The organism is Streptomyces sp. NPDC028289 (genome assembly GCF_055565975.1).
Genome location: NZ_JBVHTI010000008.1, coordinates 431,884 through 452,051, shown reverse-complemented (window position 1 = coordinate 452,051; position 20,168 = coordinate 431,884). Strand labels below are relative to the sequence as shown.

The following is a 20,168-nucleotide window of genomic DNA, read 5'->3' as shown; positions in this document are numbered from 1 at the left end:
GGACGACCTCCGAAGTTCGACAGTTCGACATCGCTGTCTGCATCGTGAGGGGAGAGGGCCCCAAAGTCCGGCAAATGAGGGTTATTCACTCGCAGCGCGTCGCGCGCGAGTTGGAGTGCGCACGAGGGCTACGAGACGATCTGCCCCTTCCCGAGGGCGATGACCCCGCCCTTGGAGACGGTGTACAGCTCCGAGTCACGCTCCGGGTTGACGCCTATCGTCGCGCCGGGCGGGACCTCGACGTTCTTGTCCAGCACCGCGCCGCGCACCACCGCGCCCCGGCCCACGACCACGTTGTCGTGCAGGATCGACCCCTGGACCACGGCGCCCGGGTCGACCCGCACGCCCGGGGAGAGCACGGACCGGGTGACCTGGCCCCGGATCAGGCAGCCCGCGCTGATGATGGACTCGCTCGCCATGCCGCCGGCGTTGAAGCGGGCCGGGGAGAGCTGGTACGAGTGGGTGTAGATGGGCCAGCTGCGGTTGAAGAGGTTGAAGGCGGGCCGCTCGGCGATCAGGTCCATGTGGGCGTCGTAGTACGCGTCGAGGGTGCCGACGTCCCGCCAGTAGCCGCGGTCGCGACTGGTCTCGCCGGGGACGTGGTTGGTGCCGAAGTCGTAGAGCTGGGCCTCGCCGCGGGCGGTGAGCTGGGGCAGGATCGAGCCGCCCATGTCGTGCACCGAGTCGTCGTCCTCGGCGTCCCGGTGCAGGGCCTCCACCAGGGCCTTGGTGGTGAAGATGTAGTTGCCCATGGAGGCGAAGACGCAGTCCGGGGCGTCCGGCAGACCCGGCGGGTCGGCGGGCTTCTCCAGGAAGGTCTCTATCGTCTGCCCGTCCGAGCCCGGGGTGATCACACCGAACGCCGAGGACTCCGCGCGCGGGATGCGGATGCCCGCGACCGTGACCCCGGCGCCGCCCTCGATGTGCTGCTCCAGCATCTGCCGGGGGTCCATGCGGTAGACGTGGTCGGCGCCGAACACCGCGACGTAGTCGGGCTGTTCGTCGTTGACGAGGTTGAGCGACTGCAGAAGGGCGTCGGCGCTGCCCAGGTACCAGCGCGGGCCGAGCCGCTGCTGCGCCGGGACCGGGGTGACGTAGTTGCCGAGCAGGCTGGACATCCGCCAGGTGGTGGTGATGTGCCGGTCCAGCGAGTGCGACTTGTACTGGGTCAGCACACAGATGCGCAGCACGTCCGCGTTGACCAGGTTGGACAGCACGAAGTCGACCAGGCGGTAGGTACCGCCGAAGGTGACCGCTGGTTTCGCCCGGTCGGCGGTCAACGGCATCAGGCGCTTGCCCTCCCCGCCGGCCAGCACGATCCCGAGTACCGAAGGCCCACCACGACGCATGGCCGCTCCCCTCACCCTGGTGCTCCATGCCTGCCCTGGGAGCACACCCGCTAAGCCTGCACCGGGATCGCGTCGAACAGGCGGCCTGTTCGTTACGCCTGTCGTTACGGCTGCTTGAGGATCTCCTCGTAGAGCCGGACCGTGCGTCGTGCCACCGCGTCCCAGCCGAACTCCCCCACGGCGCGCTCCCGTCCGGCCTCGCCCATCCGGCGGGCCGTCTCCCGGTCGCCGACGACGGCGTCCAGCGCCCGCGCCAGGCCGCCCTCGAAGTCGTCGTCCAGGTCGACCAGCAGGCCCGTCTTGCCGTCCTCGACGACCTCGGGGATACCGCCGACCCGGGACGCCACCACGGGCGTGCCGCAGGCCATCGCCTCCAGGTTGACGATCCCGAGCGGCTCGTAGACCGAGGGGCAGGCGAACACGGCGGCGTGGGTGAGGAGTTGGATGACGTCGGCGCGCGGCAGCATCTGCGGGATCCAGTGCACGCCCTCACGGACCCGGCTCAGCTCCGCGAACAGCTCGCGGAACTCGCGGTCGATCTCCGGGGTGTCGGGCGCCCCCGCACACAGCACGACCTGGGCCGCCGGGTCGATGTCCCGTACCGCGCGCAGCAGATGGGGCACGCCCTTCTGGCGGGTGATGCGGCCGACGAACAGCACGTAGGGGCGGCCGGGGTCGATGCCGATCCGGGCCAGGACGTCGGTGGCGCGGTCCGGGCGGTAGAGAGTGGTGTCGATGCCGTTGTGCACGACGTGGACCTTCGCCGGGTCCAGGGCGGGATAGCAGTCGAGGATGTCCGTGCGCATCGCCCCGGACACCGCGATCACGCCGTCGGCGGCCTCGACCGCGCTGCGCTCGGCCCAGCTCGACAGGGCGTAGCCGCCGCCGAGTTGCTCGGCCTTCCAGGGCCGCAGCGGCTCCAGCGAGTGGGCGGTCACCACGTGCGGGACGCCGTAGAGCATCTTGGCCACGTGGCCGGCCAGGTTGGCGTACCAGGTGTGGGAGTGGACGAGCTCGCGGCCTTCGAGGCCCGCGGCCATGGCGAGGTCCACGGAGAAGGTGCGCAGCGCGTCGTTGGCGGTGTCCAGGGCGGTCCAGGGGCGGTGCCGGACGACGCCGACCCCGCGGCCCTCGCCCCAGCAGTGCACCTCCAGGTCGACCAGGGGGCGCAACTCCCTGGCGAGGAACTCCACGTGCACACCCGCGCCGCCGTAGACGTCCGGGGGGTACTCCCGGGTCAGCAGTCCGACTCGCACCCGCAACCCCTCGCTCTCCACGGCCGGTTGTTCCATGGTCACCCAGATGCGGCGCGCGGGGAAGAGCGCGGTGGTTGTGTGAAACAACAGTCACCGCAGACCCCGCCGCCCGGTACCCGGTAGTAGAGACAACAGCTGCGGCGCCGGAAGGCCAGGCCGGTGCGGGTGCCGGTGGCGCTCAGCAGGGGGTGCGCGAAGAGGGCGTCGGCGAGGGCGCGGGTCCGTGCGGCCACGTCAGCACATCTGTTCGCACGCGCCCAGCGGTCCAGCTCCCGTGCGGCACCGGCCAGCGCGGAGCCGGCGTTGCCCCACAGCAGGCCGGCGGCGAGACCGTAGCGGTCCCGCAGGGCTGCCCCCAGGGGTTCGAGGTGGCCGTGCACGACGACTCGCACGACCGCGTCGGCGAGTACTGCGGGGTCGGCGGGCACTACGGGGTCGGCGGGCGCGGCCGGGCCGGTGCCGGCGGGCAGTGCGCGTACCTCGGCGAGCCAGAGGTCGTCGGGGGCGGTGGCGCCGGGGTCCCAGTGGAGCAGGCCGGGGCCGAGGTCGGGGAGGCGGCCGTAGCGGACGGCGCAGCCGAGGGCGACGGACCAGAGCCGGGCGGCCAGCCCCTGGTGGGCGATGGAGGCGGCGACCCGGGGCTCGCCGGTACGCAGACGCCTCGAAACAGCGTCGACACGGAAAGTCAGCGCATTCCGGTAAACATCCGATGTGAGTTTTTCATAGGCCTTTGCCAAGGTCGTGGATTGGCCGATCCACGCCGGGTCGGGCTCTCCTACCGCAGGTCGGACCGTGCGCAGGACGAAGAAGCCGCCGAGCGGGCGGAGCGCGGCGAGATGGGGGTCCAGGTCCTCGAACAGGTCCACGAGGAGCAGTAGTACCAGGCCTCACGAAATCCCGGGCGCACACCGTCTCCACCCGGCGGCCCCCACCCTGGGGATGATCAGGATCCCGCCGTACTCCATCGGTAGTAGGACCCATTAGGTGCTCAGGTACGACGACGGGAAGCACGCGGACGGGCAGAGTGTTGCTCATGGAAGCCGACCGATCACCGCGCGGGGCCAACCGGCCACGCCTGACGCAGAGGAGCCGAGCATGAGCGCCCTCGCGTTGTCCGTGGTGCTTTCCTTCGTCTCCGCCGTCGCCTACGCCGGCGGAGCGATCGTGCAGGAACAGGTAGCGGTCTCCTCCCCCGACGAGCAGTACGCGCCGCTGCGCCGCCCGAGCTGGTGGGGGGCGATGGCGCTGAACGGCCTCGGTGGCCTGCTGCACGTCGTGGCACTGGCCTACGGCCCGTTGAGCCTGGTCCAGCCGCTGGGCGCGCTCACCATCGTGTTCGCGCTGCCCATGGCGGCCCTCTTCGTCGGCCGCAGGGCCGGGGCGACCGCCTGGCGGGGCGCGATCATGGCGACCGTCGGTCTGGCCGGTCTGCTCTCCCTGGTCGGCTCCTCCGACTCGCACACCCTGGACTCCGCCGGGCGGATCGGCGTCGCGCTGGTCACCGGCACGGCGGTCGTCGCGCTGATGATCGCGGGCCGGGCCGCGCACCGGCACCCGGCGGTGCGCAGCGTGCTGCTCGCCACCGCGTCCGGCATAGCCTTCGGCATGTCCTCGGTCTTCACCAAGGTCGTGGCGATCGACTGGGACGGCGGCATCGCCACGGCCGACCTGCTCTGGCTGTCCGTGATCGGCGCCTACGCCGTCGCGGGCGTCCTGATCTCCCAGGCCGCCTACCGGGGCGGCGGCCTCGCCGCACCCCTGGCCACGCTGACCGTGGTCAACCCGGTGCTGGCCGCCGCGGTCGGCATCACGATGTTCGGCGAGACGTTCCGCTACGGCGCGACGGGCACCCTGCTGGCGCTGGGCTGCGGTGTGGTGGCCGCGGGCGGCCTGATCCTGCTGACGACCGAGCGTATCGAGCGCACCCCGCATCCCGCCCGGCCGGTGCCGGAGCCCGCCGTGGCCGAGGCGTCACCCGAGCCGCTGGTCGAGGCGCTGGTGGAACTGGCCGAGGCGGGCCTGGCGCAGGCCCTCGCGGAGCGCGGCGGTGCCGCGCAGGCGGAGCCGGCGAAGGTGGCCGGCTCACTGGTCGAGATGCCGCAGCAGCGGTCGGGGTCCGCGGGGCCGGACGTGGTCCCGGACGTGGCCGATGTGCTGCTGCCCGCCGCCGACTACGTGCACGGTCCGCTCCTGGCCCGGCGCCGTACGCGGATCAGATCCTGACGCCGCCGGCCCGGAGATAGGCGACCGGGTCGATGTCCGTGCCGAATCCGGGCCCCGTCCGCACCTCGAAGTGCAGATGCGGGCCCGTGGCGTTTCCGGTGGAGCCCGAGCGGCCGATCCGCTGGCCCGTGGACACGCTCTGCCCGGCCCGCACGGAGATCGCCGAGAGATGGCCGTACTGCGTGTAGCGGCCGTCGGCGTGCCGGATCACCACCTGGTAGCCGTAGGAGCCGCCCCAGCCCGCCGTGACGACCTGCCCGGCCTCGACCGCCTTCACGGAGGTGCCGGTGGGCGCGAGGAAGTCGACGCCGGTGTGGTAGCCCTTCGACCAGTGCGAGCCGGACACGTGGTAGGCGGTGCCGACAGGGGCGTCGACGGGTGCGACGAGGGTGTGGCCGGTGTGGGTGGCGGCCTTCGTCTTCTCGGCCTTGGACTTGGTCTTGTTCTTGGCGTCGGCCTTCGGGTGGACCTTGGCCGTGGCCTTGGAGGCGGTCTGCTTCGCCGCCGCTTCGGTCTTGGCCGCCTGGCCCGTCAGGCTCAGCCGCTGTCCCGGCAGGATCAGGTCGGGGTCGGAGCCGACCGTCGCGCGGTTGGCCGCGTACAGCCGGTGCCAGCCCCCGGCCACCTCGTGCTCCTCGGCGATCCCGGAGAGCGTGTCGCCGTGCACCACGGTGTACATCTCGGCCTTGCCGGCCCGGGACTGCGGCGTGGTCTGCGGCTGTACGTCCCGTACGGAGCTCTTCGCGGCGCTCTTGGCCGAAGTCTTCTCGGCGTGGTGCGCCGCGGGGTGGGTGGCGGCGCTCTCGGTGTGCACGTCGGGGGTGTCGCCGCCGCGGGCGAGCCCGGCCCGCACCGAGCAGACCGGCCAGGCGCCCGGCCCCTGGCCGTCGAGGACCCTCTCCGCCACCGCTATCTGCTGGTCCTTGGTGGCGAGGTCGGCGCGCGGCGCGTACCTCGTGCCCCCGTAGGCCTCCCAGGTGGACTGGGTGAACTGGAGCCCGCCGTAGAAGCCGTTGCCGGTGTCGATGCCCCAGTCGCCGCTGGACTCACAGGCGGCGACCCGGTCCCAGGTGGACACCGAGGCCGCGTCGGCGCTGCCGGCGGCGGCGAGCGGGAGCGCGAGGCCGGCGCCGCCCGCCGTGACGGTGAGCGAGGCGCGGTTGATCCTGTTCGGCTGGTACCGGCGGTGCCGTCCGTGATCGGCCATGTCTGGAGCCCCCCTCGCCACGCGCGTCAGGAAGGCCAAAAGTAAGCGTCCCGAACAGGCCATGACAAGACGGCAATCAGCCGCCTCCTGTCCCCGAGGACTCGGCCGTCCCGCCCGAACGGGTGTGACGGGAAAAGGCGTTGACGGGCCATCAGCCGTAAGGGTCCGGCGGGACTGCCGGAAGGCGTCTCACGAGGTTACTGAGCCGTCGGGGCCGTGTGGTCCGTATCTGCAAGTGCGGCCGGTCGAACGGCGGGTCAGGATGGCCTTTGGGCAATACTGGCGGGCATGAGCGGCAGCATCCCTTGCACGTTCTACGGGATCGACTTGATTCTTGAGGAGCAGGCGGTATGAGCACTTCGGCGCAGATCGGCGTCACGGGTCTCGCGGTCATGGGCCGCAACCTCGCCCGGAACTTCGCGCGCAACGGCTACACGGTGGCGTTGCACAACCGCACGGTGTCGAAGACACACGAGCTGGTGGAGAACTTCGGGGACGAGGGCGACTTCATCGCGGCCGAGACCGCCAAGGAGTTCGTGGCGGCGCTGGAGCGGCCGCGCCGGCTGGTCATCATGGTCAAGGCGGGCGGTCCGACGGACGCGGTGATCGAGGAGTTCGCACCGCTCCTCGAGCCCGGCGACATGATCATCGACGGCGGCAACGCGCACTTCGCGGACACCCGGCGCCGCGAGAAGGCGCTGCGCGAGCAGGGCATCCACTTCGTGGGCATGGGCGTGTCCGGCGGTGAGGAGGGCGCGCTGCACGGCCCGAGCATCATGCCGGGCGGTCCGAGGGAGTCGTACGACTCGCTGGGCCCGATGCTGGAGAAGATCTCGGCGAAGGCGGCCGACGGCGCGCCCTGCGTGACACACATCGGCCCCGACGGCGCCGGGCACTTCGTGAAGATGGTCCACAACGGCATCGAGTACGCCGACATGCAGCTGATCGGCGAGGCGTACCAGTTGCTGCGCGATGTCGCCGGGTACTCCCCCGCGCAGATCGCGGACATCTTCCGCACGTGGAACACGGGCCGGCTCGACTCGTACCTGATCGAGATCACGGCGGAGGTGCTGGCGCACGTGGACGCCGCGACCGACAAGCCGTTCGTGGACGTGGTGGTGGACCAGGCGGAGCAGAAGGGTACCGGCCGCTGGACGGTCCAGATCGCACTCGACCTGGGCGTGCCGGTGTCGGGGATCGCCGAGGCGGTGTTCGCGCGCTCGCTGTCCGGTCACGCCGACCTGCGGGCCGCGTCCCGGGGTCTGGCCGGTCCGAAGCCGAGGGCGCTGTCCGAGGCGGAGGCGGCGGCGTTCGCGGACCGGGTGGAGCAGGCGCTGTACGCGTCGAAGATCGTGTCGTACACGCAGGGCTTCCACGAGATCCAGGCGGGCAGCGACGAGTACGACTGGGACATCGACCTCGGGGCGGTGTCCTCGATCTGGCGGGGCGGCTGCATCATCCGGGCGGCGTTCCTGGACCGGATCCGGGCGGCGTACGACGCGCGGGCGGACCTGCCGAGCCTGCTGTCGGACGAGACGTTCGCGCGGGAGATCGCGCAGGCGCAGGACGACTGGCGTGAGGTGATCATCGCCGCGACGCGGGAGGGCGTCGCCGTGCCCGGCTTCTCGGCGGCGCTGGCGTACTACGACGCGCTGCGGGCGGAGCGGTTGCCTGCGGCGCTCACGCAGGGGCAGCGGGACTTCTTCGGGGCGCACACGTACCGGAGGGTGGACCGGGAGGGGTCGTTCCACACGCTGTGGGGCGGGGACCGCTCGGAGGTCACGGCGTAGCGTCGGCCGCGTTTGCGGGGTGCGGGTGGGCTGCGGGTTCGCGCAGTTCCCCGCGCCCCTGAGCCGGGCTGGAGCCGGCGGTCGAGTGCGGGCGCGTCGTGGGTTTTCGCGCAGTTCCCCGCGCCCCCGGGAACGGGGCGAGCTCGACCTTCGGGTGCCGGTACGTCGTGGGATTTCGCGTGCTTTCCCGCGCCCCCGGGGGATCCAGGCGAGCTCGACCTTCGGGTGCCGGTACGTCGTGGGATTTCGCGTGCTTTCCCGCGCGCCTTGAGGTGCCGGTGGGTTGGGGCTGCTGCTCGGGGTCTTCGGGGGTGCTCAGGTCAGGGGCGGGCCCGGTTCTGGGGTGGGGGTGGGTTCTGGGCCCGGGGGGATGGGGGACGGGTCGGGGGGTGGGGGGGTCGGAGTCGGGGTGGGGGGCTGGGGTGGTGGGGTTGGTTCCGGGGCCGGGGGTGGCTGGGGGGTGGGGACCGGGCTGGGGTAGGGGTCCGGAGGGTGGGGGTCTGGGGCGGGGGCTGGGTGTGGATTCGTCATGGTGTCCTCCGGCCAGTGGCTCGATGTCACCTCTGGGGGTCTACTGCGCCACCTACCCGACCGACGCTCGCGCACTCCTCGCAGCCGCCGCGAGGCCCGGACGGGGGCTGGACAGCATCGGGACCGCCGTGGTCGTGAATTTCGCGGCCGAGGTCATGGATGCCTGGGCCAGGACGATCACGTCGGCGTCGGTCACGGCGTCCGCCGCGGCGGCCACCAGGCGGGCGCATCCCTCGATGTCACCGGCCTCGAAGCGGGTCCAGGCGTCCGGTACGACCTGGGCGCGGGCCCGGATCGGGCGGTCCGCGCGGCGCGCCTCGTCGTCGAGCAGGGCCAGGGTGGGCGGCAGGGTGCTCTCGACCGTCGCCAGGACGGCGATGCGGGGGCCCGCCGCCACTGCCTCGGCCGCCATCGGACGGTCGCCGCGGACGACCGGTACGCCGACCTCGGCGGCGGCCCGCTCCGCCACCTCGCCGATCGTCGAGCAGGTGCAGAGCACGGCCCGTGCAGGGGAGCTCGCCACCTGGTGGAGGGCCGCGGCGACGTCCCCGGCCACCGCTTCGGGGCCCTCCCGGCGGGCTCGGGCCAGGAGGTCCGGGGCCACGGAGTGACGTAGCTCCAGGCCCGGGTGGTGCTCGTCGCGCAGGGCGTCGAAAACGGGGACGTGGAGGGGTGAGGTGTGCAGGAGGGCGAGCATGCGCGGGCCGTCAGAAGCGGCCGGGGTGGGCGACCAGCCATTCCTTCGCGGCGCGCAGCAGTTCGGGGTCCGGTGCCGGCGCCACGTCGGGGTGGCGCTCGGCCCACCTGACGACGTACGGGCAGAGCGGGGCCACCGGGGTCTTCTCCTGCTCGGAGATCGCGTACAGTTCGCGGGCGAGAGAGCCCGCGATGCCCTTCCCCTCGTGCTCCGGCTCCACGATGGTGTGCACGGGCACGAGGGCCCGGGAGGGCGACTCCAGGACGAAGTACTCGATGTGGCCGACGACTTCGTCGCCGGCGACCGCCTCCAGACGGCCGGCCGCCCGGTCGTCGCGGATCTCGATGTCGCTCATGTCGCCCTCCTGGTCCTCCGGTCAGGCCGACACGGCCTGCGGGCTGCGCTCCTGGTCCGAGCCGGGTACCGGCTCGGACGGGTCGGCTCCGAGGGCCACGACCCGGTTGTCGTGGTCGACGTGCACGACCCGCGGCCGAAGCGTACGCGCCTCGGCGTCGGTGACCTGAGCGTAGCTGATGATGATCACCAGGTCTCCGGGGTGGACGAGGTGGGCGGCCGCCCCGTTGATCCCGACGACCCCGGAGCCCCGCTCGCCCTCGATGACGTACGTCTCCAGCCGGGCGCCGTTGGTGATGTCGACGATGTGGACCAGCTCGCCGGGCAGCAGGTCGGCGGCGTCGAGGAGGTCGGCGTCGATGGTCACGGATCCCACGTAGTGCAGGTCGGCCTGGGTGACGGTGGCGCGGTGGATCTTGGACTTGAACATGGTACGAAACACGGAGATACTCCCGGTTTGTCTGCTCCCTGCCTGCTTTTTGCAGGTCAAGGGCGGTGTTCGGAAGCTACATCATTTCGCATGTCCGGTCAGCTGCCCCCGGGTGTTTCAGGACTCACACGGCCAGCAGTCGTACGCGCGTCACGGAATGTCGGCACAGTTGCGAGGCTCCGGGAGGCGGCGAGGCAGCCGACGTTCGAATTCCGTAATGCCTGTGCGCGGCGTCCCCGCTTGACCCGGTCCTGCGCTCGGCGCACATTGGAATCCGCATAGCGGAAATGAATTACCGCCATACGGTAAGAATGCGTCAAACAGAAAGTAAGGACAGGGACGGTTTCCGCCGTGGCGCACCGCATGACCACGCACAGAAGGTGAACGACCTTCCCGGACGGCCGGCACGCCGAATCCCAGGCGCTCACGAGATCGACCCTCGCAGGATCACCCATGAAATTCTTTGCTCGCGATGTCTCAGCGCCTGGCCCTGACAGCCTCCTGCCCCGAGGACGCACACGAGCGCATCTGGTGCTTCCTCTCCTGCTGATCGCTGCCATCACCCTCTCGGCGTCCTTCGCCCCCCTGGCCATTCATCTCTCACCGCTGCTCGTGGCGGCCCCCACCTGCACCGCGGCGGTCGCACGGGTGCGATTCACGGTCGCCATGGCACTCACCGCCAGTGCGGCAGTGGTCCTCGTCGACTGGCACGACGGCCTGCTGCATTCGCCGTTGCTGCCCATACACATCGGCGCTCTGCTGGCGGTCTCGGGCTCTGCCGTCGCCGCTCGCGCGCTGCACGACCGCGATCTGAGAGAACTCACCCAGGTGCGCGCTGTGTCCGAGGCGGCCCAGCGGGTTCTGTTGCGTCCGATCCCGCACACATTGGGTTCTCTGCGCATCGCGTCCATGTACCGGGCGGCCACCGCGCACGCCCTGGTGGGCGGCGACCTGTACGCCGCCGTCCGCTCCGGCCACACGACCCGTTTTCTCATAGGCGACGTCCGCGGCAAGGGTTTGCCGGCCGTCGAGGACGCCTCCGCCCTGCTCGGTGCCTTCCGCGAGGCAGCCCATGAACACGAGACACTCCCGCAGCTGGCGGCCTCCCTGGAACGCAGCGTCCGCAGGCACCTGGCCGAGATGAGCGAGAGGGACCCCAACAGCGCGGAACGCTTCATCACCGCTCTGCTGGTCGAACTTCCCGACGCAGAAGAGACCGTCAGGGTCGTGAGTTGCGGACACCCTCCGCCGCTGCGCGGGCAACGCGGCGGGGTGACCCGCCTGTGTGTGGACCGGCCTGCTCCGCCACTCGGACTGGCCGGAAGCACGGCTGAGGCATTCCCCTTCGACACGTTCGCGTTCTCTCCAGGGGACACCTTGTTGCTCTACACCGACGGACTCGCCGAGGCCCGCGACGCCACCGGGACGTTCTACCCCGTCCTCGAGCGTGCTGCCACGTGGACCTGGTGTTGCCCGCACAGCCTGCTGCAACACATCAGCCATGACCTCAACAGCTATGCGGGTCAACACCTGGACGACGACCTCGCCATGGTGGCCGTCCAGCGCCCTGCCCACGCGTCCGATTCCCGGGAGGCCGCCGCATGAGCCGCGTCAGAGGCATCCACATCCGCGGGTCGTCCGTCGCGGACAACGGGGCCCTGTGCCTTGCACCAGAGGCCGACCATGAAGGGACAGAGACAAGGATGGCTGCTGTACGACGTCTACTGTGCCAGCCGAGCTCGCTGCTCGTCATCTACCTGAGCGCCATATGCGCGGTCCAATTGGGCGTCTCCACCGGCGGCTTGGTCCGCTGGTCCGACTACTCGGTGCTGGTCCCCCTCGTGGCCGCCGCCCTGCTCCCCGTTCGCCGGACCCTCTTCATCGGGGGCGCGACCCTGGTGGCCAGTGCGGCCGTCTACGGCTTGGCGATCCACGGGGTCTCCGAAGGAGGCCGTGCAGTCGTGATCTCCGCCGCGGTGCTGTCCTTCGGCCTGAGCCTTGTGATCTGCCGGACCCGCCTGCGTCTGCAACGCCGGCACTGCACCCGGGCGGAACAGCCGGTGCTGAGCGTCGAAGGTCCGGCAGTCACCTCAGAGGCGAGGCACACCGCAGACGGCGCACCCGGCGACGCGCTTCCGTTCTCGGTGACGGACGGGCAACCGCCCCCGCTGCCGCAGCCCGCGGCGGTGGAGCTTGCCGGTTCTGGCGTGGCCGGCAAGAACACAGCCGTGCCCAGAGCCCACTGGCTCGACGTCATACCACTGCCGGGCGCCCGGGTCGCGCTGGTCGCAGGATCCGTCACCGACCACGGGAGCTACTCGCCCGGGATCACCGCCGAACTCCGCGCCGCGGTACGCACACTGGCCGACATCGACCTGCAACCGGATGAACTCCTCACCCACCTGGAGAACGTACTTACCCGGCTGCGGCCCCAGCACGACGAGAGCGCGGCCGGGACCACCGCCCATTGCCTGTATGCCGTCTACGACCCCGTCTCCGCGCGCTGCACCCTCGCCAGCGCCGGGTATCCCGCGCCGACCGTGATCAGGCCCGACGGCCTGGCCACCACCGTGGAGCTTCCTGTCGGCCTGCCGCTCGGACTTGCCCAACCGCCCGCGGAGGCCACCGAGGTCGCGCTCCCCGAAGGCAGTGTGCTCCTGCTGTACGCGCACACCCCCGGGACACCCGAACTGGCAGCCCGGCCCGGTGGGACCGCGTCGTCCGAGGCGGTTGCCGGATCTCAGCGCGGCCTGGACGCCCTCTGCCGCCGGACCCTCGACGCCCTCGTATCCAGTGGGCGTTATGTCCACGCCGACGTCCTCGCGGCCCGCACACATGCCTTCGACGGCAGCAATGTCGGTGCCTGGGAGCTCTCAGCCGATCTCGCGGCCGTCTCGCAAGCTCGTAAGCACATCTCAGGGAAGCTCGCCGCGTGGGGACTTGAAGAGGCCGCACCCACCATGGAGCTCATCGCCAGCGAGCTCGTCACCAACGCGATCCGCCATGGTCGCCCTCCTGTCCGACTGCGCCTGATCCGACACGGCGCCGGATTGACCTGCGAGGTCTCCGACGGCAGCAGCACCTCCCCGTATCTGCGGCGAGCCCGCACCTTCGACGAGAGCGGCCGGGGGCTGTTCATCGTCGCTCAGCTCACCAGGCGCTGGGGCACACGCCACCATTCCCTCGGCAAGACCATCTGGGCGGAAGAAGAACTTCCGACACCGGAACAAGCCCCGAGCGACCACCACATCTCCTCGGCACGCCTGGGCGCCTAACCCTCTGCCGAACCTCGTCCTGTTCGGAGGTTGAGGATGGAGCTTCTACAGGAGCTGCACAGGCTGATCGTTGAACACGTGGGGGACGGCGGCCGCAGAGCCACGGTTGCCGACGGCGTGGCCGTTGCGGTCGTGAACGAGCCGACTCCGCCGGTCGTTGCCCCGTGCCCGGACCCACCCTGGCGATCGTGGCTCGGGGCACCATGCGCACGGTGTTCAACGGCGAACCGTACGAGTACGGTGCCGGGAAGCACCTGATCGCCTCGCTCGACCTGCCGTCGACGAGCCAGGTCATCCAGGCGGACCGTGACGAACCGCTCACGGTCTTCATCATGGACCTCCGGCCGCAGGCCATCGCGTCGTTGCTGGTCGAGACGGACGAGGCGGGCACGCCCCCCGCCGAAAGGGAATTCTTCGTCACGGAGGCCACGCCAAAGCTGCTCGAGCCCGTCGTACGACTGCTGCGGGCCGCCCGCTGCCCCGACGACCTGCGAGTTCTCGGCCCGGCATACCAACGCGAGATCCTCTGGCGGCTGATCAGCGGAAACCAAGGCGGCGTCATACGGCAGATCGGCCTGGCCAACAGCAGCATCGCGCACATCGCCCGGGCCATCGACTGGATCCGCCGGCATTATCACGAACCGCTCAACGTCACCGACCTCGCACGCCTGTCAGGCATGAGTACATCCTCGTTCCACCGGCACTTCCGCGCAGCGACGTCGGCCACACCGATTCAGTTTCAGAAGACGATACGTCTGCAAACCGCTCGTACACTTCTGTGGGCCCGCACGGGGAGCGTCACGGCGATCGCTCACCGCGTCGACTACGAAAGCCCGTCCCAGTTCCACCGGGACTACCGACGAATGTTCGGGACTTCCCCAGGGCGCAATACACAATGATCTGAGACCGCGTTTGAGATCTCGTTCCGTGCCCATCCAGGGGGTGTTCTAGGCTCGGTGGGTGGACCTCGACAAGTTCCCCTTCGTCGGCGACTTCCGGGAGCTGGAGTACGGCCGACCGGACGGGCCGTCGCTTCGGGCGGCTGTGCGTACCGTAGGGCCAGAGCATGAGCGCGACCTTGTCCAGTACTTGCGCAGTGGCTCGGCTTTGTTCTGCACGCCCAGCGCCGTCCCCGACGTACTCAGTTCCACCGGCGCTGTAATCGGGGGACTGCACCTGCTGACCGACGGAAAGTGGCTGTGGTACTCCGACCTTGCCCACTACGTGGAGCACTACCACGTGGCACTCAATCCCGGGTTCGTCGAGCACGCGCGTAGCGAGGGCTGGGCCGTCCCAGAACTCAGCGACAGCGCCTTGGACGCGATGCTGACCGCACTCATCGAGGACGAACTGGACTGAGATGGGCGTCAGAGGTCGCGACTGGTCACGTCAGGCGGAGGCGCGGGACAACGGCCGAGGACCTGGTCGAGATGCCGGCCCAACCCGAGTCAGGCGACGGGCCATGATGCCGATCATCGCCCAGCGGATCATCGTCTCCCAATGGGCTGGGCCGGTTTCGTAGTCGCGGGCGAGATCGGGCTCCTGGAGCGCAGCTTCAATCGCATGGCCGACTCGCTGGAGCAGGGCCATGCGGAACTGTCCACGTCTCGATCCAGGATTCTCGCGGCCACCGACCAGGCACGGCGCAGCATCGAACGAGATCTGCACGACGGCACCCAGCAGCGGTTGGTGGCCCTTCTGCTGGAGTTGCAAGTGGCCGAGAACACGGTCCCTGCGGGCCAACGGGAACTGAGGGCCGGGATCTCCCGGGCCGCCGAGTCCCTGAAAGGGGTACTGGACGACCTGCACGAGCTCTCCCGTGGCATTCATCCGGCAGTCCTCACCCGGGGAGGTCTGGCCCCCGCGCTCAGGGCTCTGGCCCGTCGCTCACCGGTTCCGGTGGAACTCGACGTGGATGTGCCACGAAGGCTGCCCGAGCCCATCGAGGTGGCGGCCTACTACGTCGTCTCCGAGGCGCTGACCAACACCGCGAAGCATGCCCACGCATCCTGCGTCCACGTCTGCGCGAGGACCGGCCCCGGCGTCCTGTGCCTGTCCGTTCACGACGACGGCGTCGGAGGCGCCGCAATGGGGAGTGGCTCGGGGCTGGTCGGCCTCACCGACCGGGTAAGGGCCCTCGGCGGGACGTTGGGCCTCCACAGCCCCGAGGGGGCAGGTACCACTCTGCGAGCACGCCTTCCCCTGACCGAGGCACAGCCGGCGGATCCCTCACCTCCCCATGGCTTCCCCCGGCCGCCCCCCCCTGCGCGGACTGAACAGCCCGTGAGGGCGGCAGCCGAAGCCGGACCTCACGGTTCCGGTCGGCGGCTGCGACAGCCACCGATGCGGGGGAACGCCAACCGAGCCCTGTCGTCACGGACCGGAACCGTCAGCATCGCTCCGGGTGCGCGTCGGCACCGGAGGCCGGTCGTGCCATGGCCGGCCTCAGGCATGGGCGCCGAACCGTGCCGGTGTGGACGTTCATGACGGGTCCGCGCCGCCTCCGCCCGGATCCGCGCCGCCTCCGCCGGGGCGGGCGTCCGTGACGGTGAACAGCTCCGTGGTGCCGCTGATCTCCAGGAGCCGGCTGACGGCGGACCGCAGGGGACCGACCAGCACCAGGGTCCTGCCGTCGGCCTGGTGGCGGTGGCGGGCCCGGATCAGCGCGTTGAGCAGCATGCTGTCGGCGAAGGTGACCGCGGTGAGGTCCACCGCGGTGACGGGCATCGCCGCCCGGTCGGCCGTCTCCCAGGCCCGCTCGAAGTCACCGGCGTCGTCGTGGTCGACCTCGCCCCGCACGGTGAGCACGAAGACCTGCTCACGGCGGTCGATGAGCACACTCAGATCGGGAGCCGGGTGCATGGCGCCATCCTCACGTCGCCGGTCCCAGGGGGACGGGTGGGGCCGGACCGGGCGGCCGGGCCGCTTCCCCCGGGAGTCGCCACGGACGGGGCGACGATCGTCATGCGTTCCCTCTCGGCGGGTACACGGATGGCTGCCGGGCTCGCCGACGGGCGAGCACGACCGCGCGGAGGCGGTGCGTGCGGGGCCGACGCGGGCGCCGCGGAAGGACGGCCGTCAGGACGGCCGTCGTGAGCACCCCGCACCCGAGTCACGTGCCGGGTCGTGCTTTCGATCACTCGCGAGTCTCCGGCGTTCGGGACGTACCGCACGGTCGCTCAGGATCGTGCCGACGGGAGGTGGCCGAAAGGTGTGAGGCGAATTCCAAGAACAGTTGCCGTTTGACAACAATAGCCATGAGGCAACAGAGTAGCCGCGTCGGACGTACACGGGGAAGGACCTGGAATGATCCGGTGGACGGAGACCGCTCCGGGCACCGCCCGCCATCGTCGTGAAGCGGTGGTGGCACCGGTGCCGTGAAGGTTCTTCAGGCGGTCCGGCTGTCGGAGTCCGGAGCCTCGTCGTGTATCTGCGAGGCCGCGGTGGCGCAGAACGCCTCCAGGCCCTCCAGGAGGGCAACACGCTTGGCCGCGGGCATGTCGGCCAGCACCTTCTGCAACTCGCTCTCCCGGCGGGCGCGCAGATCGGCGAGGAAGAAGCGCCCCCGGGCGCTGAGATGGAGCCGTACCTCGCGCCGGTCCTCCGGGCTCACCATGCGCTCGACGAACCCCGCGGCCTGCAGCCGGTCACAGAGCCGGCTCGTCGACGGCGGAGTGGAAGCGAGGAACTCGGCGAGGGTGCGCAGATTGATGCCGTCATGGTGCTCGAGGATGTGCAGCACGCGCAGCTGGGAGGCTGAGGTGGGCGCGGTCGAGGCCCGCCCCCAGACAACCTCCAGCAGCTCGACGGCCCGCGTGGTCACATGTGCGACCTCTTCGGGCTCCGGGCGGCGGCGGAAGGCAGTCACGGTCACACTCTCGCAGGCACTGGGGCGCCTCTCAGCGTACTAGCAGCCGCCACCGGCCACGGACACCTCGGGACGACAGACGCGGCTCTTCGCGGAGCACCGGCGCCGCCGCCGGGCCCGCACGTTGTCAGGAGACAGAATGGTGCACCCCTCATCGTGAACAGATTCAAGACCGCTGAACGCGCTCTGCGCACGGCGGCTCCCCACGAACTGCTGGACGCGGTCCGCGCCGTGCTGACCGAGCGATACGGCGCGGCGGACGTCGAGCTGTTCATGGCCGACTACAGCCTGACGGTGCTTCAGCCGGTGTCGGTGGCGCCGCACAACCTGGAGCCGATCCCGGTGCACGGCAGCCCGGCCGGCCGTGCCTTCGGCTCGCAAGCACCCTATTGGGAGGACGGCCGGGGCCGGCCGGCCCGGGTCCATCTGCCGGTGAGCGTGCGCGGCGACCGGCTCGGCGTGCTGTCCGTGACGCTGCGCAGCCGCGAGACGGCGTCCGAGTGCGTCCCGGAACTCGCCGAGATCGCCGACGCGCTGGCGCACGAGGTGGTCGTGGCCGAGCGCGACACGGACCTGTACCTGCAGGCCCGGCGCAAGGACCGGCTCACCCTGGCCGCGGAGATGCAGTGGCACCTGCTGCCCGGCCGCTCCTGCTCCCGGCCCGAGTACGACCTGGCCTGCCAGCTGGAACCGGCCTACGCCGTCTTCGGGGACAACTTCGACTGGTCCGCCACGTCCGACCGGCTGATGCTGTACGTCACGAACGGCATGGGCGAGGGCATAGAGGCGGCCCTGCTGACCAACCTCGCCGTCAACGCCCTGCGCAACGCGCGGCGCGCCGGAATCGCCATCGAGGACCAGGCGGCCCTGGCCGACCAGGCCGTCTACGCCCACTACCGGGGCCGCCGGTACCTGTCCGTCCTGATGCTGGACTTCGACCTGACGACCGGCCGGGCCGGCGTGGTGGACGCCGGCTCCCCGCAGCTGCTGCGGCTGCGCGCCGGCGCGGTCGAGCGCGTGCCCTTCGAGGCCCAGCTGCCTCTGGGCATGTTCGAGGAGACGGACTACGTGGCGCAGGACTTCGCCGTCGAGCCCGGAGACCGGCTCATCTTCGTCAGCGACGGCGTCCACGCGGTGCACTCGCCCAAGGGCGAGACGTACGGAGAGCGGGCGCTCGCCCGCGCCATCCAGTCCACTCGGCTGCTGCCCGCCGCCGAGGTGCCGCGCGCCGTGCTGCGCGAGCTGGCGGGTCATCGCGGCGATGCCGTCGTGGCGGACGACGACGCGTTGGTCGTGTGCCTGGACTGGAGAGGGCGGAAGCCGTCGTGACGTCGTGACCGTCGTGACCTGAGACGGCGTTCCCGCTACCGGGCGGCCGGCTGCCGACCGCCGGGCACGGGGACGGCTCCGGCCGGCGGTGGTGCCCGGAGGTGGGGGCCGGAGGTGGGAATCCGGCGCGGAGGGCCGTCACCGGATCCGCCGCGGGCCGACGTCGCGGAGTGCCGTCACCCGGTCCGCCTCGGCCGACGCCGCGATCCCGTGCACGTCCCCGCTCAGGTCCTTGTGCGCGTCCCGGCACACGCCCCCGCGCACGTCAGAAGTCGGTCACGTCCTCGTCGCCCTCCCTGCCGTCCAGCGCGGCCAGAAAGCCCCGGAGTCCTCGCCCGAGGGCCTCGGCCTCGGCCGGCTCCATGGCACCGAGTGCGACGGCCAGCCTCCGCGATCTGCGGCACGCCACCTCCTCGAGCGCCTGCCGGCCCTGCCTCGTCGCATGCAGTCGCACCGCTCGCCGGTTGCGCGGATGCAGCTCCCGCTCCAGCAGACCCGCCGCCTCCAGCCGGTCGCACAGCCGGCTGGCGGCGGGCAGCCCGACGTCCATCCGCACGGCGAGCGCGGTGAGGTTGAGCCCCGGTTCCCCCTCCGTGATCCGCAGGGCGCGCAACTGGTGCGGCGACAGACGCACACGGGCGCCCTGCGCGGCGACCGACCACAGGGTCGTAAGCCCTTCCACGGCGTCGGCCATCGAGACGGCCAGCGCCATGAGGCCGTCCGACGGCCCGCTCGATCGGCTGTCCCCGGAGCCACTGAGACCAGTCACGAGGTATCGCTTTCAGACATCGCCTGTCCATGCAGGTGCCAATTTTGTTCCCTCGCGATACCCGACCGACGGCCGGACACGCCCCGCCGCTCCTCCGTCCTCTCGTCCTCCACAGCATCTGCACGAGTCGCCGCGCGGGACGCGCCCTCGGTCGTCCGGGGTCAGGCGGAGAGCAGGGAGTCGTCCTCGACGCGGGCACCGGGCAGGCGGTACCGGGCCACCACGAGGGCGGCGTCGATGTCACTGGTACCGGTCGCCACACACAGCGTGTAGGCGATGTCGGCCATCCGCCGGCGTACGGCCTCGTCGCCCTCGTCCGCATGCAGGGCGCGCAGTGTCTCGTACTGCTCGATCAGGTCCGTCAGTACGGCGGGGTGTGCCATCAGCATCGCAAGCCTCCTGCCTGTCAACAGTTCGCACGGATCGTGCAGCGGCCCGCCTGCCCCGCTCGCCACGCTTCATTCCCGGCCTTCCGCCTTCGGCGGCTCGGGCCGACCGGCCGTCCGGCCACCGCCACCAGCCGGCTGCCCGAATCCCAGCAGCGGGTCGTCGAAGAGCGCGAGCCGGGCGGTGACGCACTTGCCCACGGGCTCACGGCGGGCCTCGAAGCCCTGCACCACCGCCAGCACGATCTCCAGGCCGTGCTGGCCCACCCGTCCGGCGTCGGCGGCCCGGGCCAGCGGCAGCGCGGGATCGGTGTCCCAGATCTCGATCTCCACCAGGCCGTCGACGACGCGGAGCTGCAGCAGCACCGGTCCGGGCGCGTACTTCAGCGCGTTGGTGACCAGTTCGCTGACCACCAGCTGTGCCAGGTCCATCGTGCGGGAGGTGACCGGCAGTCCGTGCTCGGACTGCGCCCTGGTCAGGAACTCCGACGTCCGGTGCCGCGCACTGGCGATACAGCCGTCCGTCCCGTCCAGGGCGATGGTGACGTCGGCAGGTGCTGCATCCGGCATCCGGGAACACTCCTCGGGCGGGACAGGCTCCTCCCTGCCACTGACATGCGATACCCCGTTCATGGGCGCGCGTCTACCCGGCCTTGCCGACGGTATTCCTGCGCCCTGGGAAGTCGGCCGGGACATCGGGTGCA

21 protein-coding genes are annotated in these 20,168 nt (G+C 70.9%); 8 read left to right on the top strand and 13 right to left on the bottom strand.

All coding sequences use genetic code 11. The features are described 5' to 3' along the window. Positions 1–128 precede the first annotated feature (128 nt). The 3 genes from glgC to ACZ4UV_RS38605 form a co-directional block, all read right to left on the bottom strand. Entirely contained in the window at positions 129–1,349 is a 1,221-nt protein-coding gene (glgC, locus tag ACZ4UV_RS38615) for a glucose-1-phosphate adenylyltransferase (protein ID WP_451021713.1), read from the bottom strand. A 104-nt stretch (positions 1,350–1,453) separates the two neighbouring features. Beyond that, a complete protein-coding gene (glgA, locus tag ACZ4UV_RS38610; protein WP_467844803.1) occupies positions 1,454–2,605 on the bottom strand; it encodes a glycogen synthase in 1,152 nt (383 codons plus the stop codon). A gap of 38 nt (positions 2,606–2,643) precedes the next feature. Then, positions 2,644–3,471, bottom strand: coding sequence for a (2Fe-2S)-binding protein (locus ACZ4UV_RS38605; protein ID WP_467844496.1), 828 nt, complete (start codon positions 3,469–3,471; stop codon positions 2,644–2,646). 229 nt (positions 3,472–3,700) lie between these two features. On the opposite strand from ACZ4UV_RS38605, the gene ACZ4UV_RS38600 reads away from it, so the two are divergent. Then, entirely contained in the window at positions 3,701–4,828 is a 1,128-nt protein-coding gene (locus tag ACZ4UV_RS38600) for a DMT family transporter (RefSeq protein ID WP_451021711.1), read from the top strand. Here the strand turns inward: ACZ4UV_RS38600 and ACZ4UV_RS38595 are convergent. Next, entirely contained in the window at positions 4,818–6,035 is a 1,218-nt protein-coding gene (locus ACZ4UV_RS38595) for a transglycosylase family protein (protein WP_467844493.1), read from the bottom strand. The two genes, ACZ4UV_RS38600 and ACZ4UV_RS38595, sit on opposite strands and share 11 nt — an antisense overlap. A 350-nt stretch (positions 6,036–6,385) precedes the next feature. Here ACZ4UV_RS38595 and gndA point away from each other — a divergent pair, with 350 nt between their 5' ends. Beyond that, positions 6,386–7,825 (top strand): NADP-dependent phosphogluconate dehydrogenase, encoded by a 1,440-nt coding sequence (gndA, locus tag ACZ4UV_RS38590; protein WP_451021709.1) that lies wholly within the window; start codon positions 6,386–6,388, stop codon positions 7,823–7,825. 583 nt (positions 7,826–8,408) lie between these two features. Here the strand turns inward: gndA and ACZ4UV_RS38585 are convergent. The 3 genes from ACZ4UV_RS38585 to panD are packed head-to-tail and all read right to left on the bottom strand — an operon-like array spanning position 8,409 to position 9,849. Continuing rightward, positions 8,409–9,053 carry an aspartate/glutamate racemase family protein gene (locus ACZ4UV_RS38585; RefSeq protein ID WP_451016639.1) on the bottom strand — a complete coding sequence of 215 codons (645 nt, stop codon included), beginning with the start codon at positions 9,051–9,053 and terminating at the stop codon, positions 8,409–8,411. 10 nt (positions 9,054–9,063) lie between these two features. Further along, positions 9,064–9,408: a GNAT family N-acetyltransferase gene (locus tag ACZ4UV_RS38580; RefSeq protein WP_451016640.1), complete on the bottom strand. Its 345-nt coding sequence runs from the start codon at positions 9,406–9,408 to the stop codon at positions 9,064–9,066. A 21-nt stretch (positions 9,409–9,429) separates the two neighbouring features. Continuing rightward, positions 9,430–9,849 carry an aspartate 1-decarboxylase gene (gene panD / locus ACZ4UV_RS38575; RefSeq protein WP_390041326.1) on the bottom strand — a complete coding sequence of 140 codons (420 nt, stop codon included), beginning with the start codon at positions 9,847–9,849 and terminating at the stop codon, positions 9,430–9,432. A gap of 678 nt (positions 9,850–10,527) precedes the next feature. Here panD and ACZ4UV_RS38570 point away from each other — a divergent pair. From ACZ4UV_RS38570 to ACZ4UV_RS38550, 5 genes are all read left to right on the top strand, one after another. Beyond that, complete coding sequence (locus tag ACZ4UV_RS38570; RefSeq protein WP_467844488.1) at positions 10,528–11,442, top strand: PP2C family protein-serine/threonine phosphatase; 915 nt, start codon at positions 10,528–10,530, stop codon at positions 11,440–11,442. A 98-nt stretch (positions 11,443–11,540) separates the two neighbouring features. Continuing rightward, entirely contained in the window at positions 11,541–13,112 is a 1,572-nt protein-coding gene (locus ACZ4UV_RS38565; RefSeq protein WP_451016650.1) for a SpoIIE family protein phosphatase, read from the top strand. Between the two features lie 164 nt (positions 13,113–13,276). Then, a complete protein-coding gene (locus ACZ4UV_RS38560) occupies positions 13,277–14,011 on the top strand; it encodes an AraC family transcriptional regulator (RefSeq protein WP_451016651.1) in 735 nt (244 codons plus the stop codon). Positions 14,012–14,072: 61 nt separating this feature from the next. Beyond that, positions 14,073–14,471 carry a hypothetical protein gene (locus ACZ4UV_RS38555; protein WP_451016652.1) on the top strand — a complete coding sequence of 133 codons (399 nt, stop codon included), beginning with the start codon at positions 14,073–14,075 and terminating at the stop codon, positions 14,469–14,471. Positions 14,472–14,612: 141 nt separating this feature from the next. Further along, positions 14,613–15,599 carry a sensor histidine kinase gene (locus tag ACZ4UV_RS38550; RefSeq protein ID WP_467844485.1) on the top strand — a complete coding sequence of 329 codons (987 nt, stop codon included), beginning with the start codon at positions 14,613–14,615 and terminating at the stop codon, positions 15,597–15,599. Here the strand turns inward: ACZ4UV_RS38550 and ACZ4UV_RS38545 are convergent. Then, positions 15,594–15,974, bottom strand: coding sequence for an STAS domain-containing protein (locus ACZ4UV_RS38545; protein WP_467844482.1), 381 nt, complete (start codon positions 15,972–15,974; stop codon positions 15,594–15,596). The genes ACZ4UV_RS38550 and ACZ4UV_RS38545 overlap by 6 nt on opposite strands. A gap of 526 nt (positions 15,975–16,500) precedes the next feature. Continuing rightward, a complete protein-coding gene (locus tag ACZ4UV_RS38540) occupies positions 16,501–16,986 on the bottom strand; it encodes a MarR family transcriptional regulator (RefSeq protein WP_390041314.1) in 486 nt (161 codons plus the stop codon). Positions 16,987–17,136: 150 nt separating this feature from the next. On the opposite strand from ACZ4UV_RS38540, the gene ACZ4UV_RS38535 reads away from it, so the two are divergent. Further along, a complete protein-coding gene (locus ACZ4UV_RS38535; RefSeq protein WP_451016655.1) occupies positions 17,137–18,309 on the top strand; it encodes a PP2C family protein-serine/threonine phosphatase in 1,173 nt (390 codons plus the stop codon). A gap of 138 nt (positions 18,310–18,447) precedes the next feature. On the opposite strand, the gene ACZ4UV_RS38530 is transcribed toward ACZ4UV_RS38535, so the two are convergent. The 4 genes from ACZ4UV_RS38530 to ACZ4UV_RS38515 all read right to left on the bottom strand — a co-directional run bounded on the left by ACZ4UV_RS38530 (position 18,448) and on the right by ACZ4UV_RS38515 (position 20,097). Further along, entirely contained in the window at positions 18,448–18,573 is a 126-nt protein-coding gene (locus ACZ4UV_RS38530) for a hypothetical protein (RefSeq protein WP_451016656.1), read from the bottom strand. Between the two features lies 1 nt (position 18,574). Beyond that, complete coding sequence (locus ACZ4UV_RS38525) at positions 18,575–19,078, bottom strand: MarR family transcriptional regulator (RefSeq protein ID WP_451016657.1); 504 nt, start codon at positions 19,076–19,078, stop codon at positions 18,575–18,577. Between the two features lie 161 nt (positions 19,079–19,239). Continuing rightward, positions 19,240–19,467, bottom strand: coding sequence for a DUF5133 domain-containing protein (locus tag ACZ4UV_RS38520; protein ID WP_390041307.1), 228 nt, complete (start codon positions 19,465–19,467; stop codon positions 19,240–19,242). 69 nt (positions 19,468–19,536) lie between these two features. Next, on the bottom strand, positions 19,537–20,097 hold the full coding sequence (locus tag ACZ4UV_RS38515; protein ID WP_451016658.1) for an ATP-binding protein: 561 nt from the start codon (positions 20,095–20,097) through the stop codon (positions 19,537–19,539). Positions 20,098–20,168 lie beyond the last annotated feature (71 nt).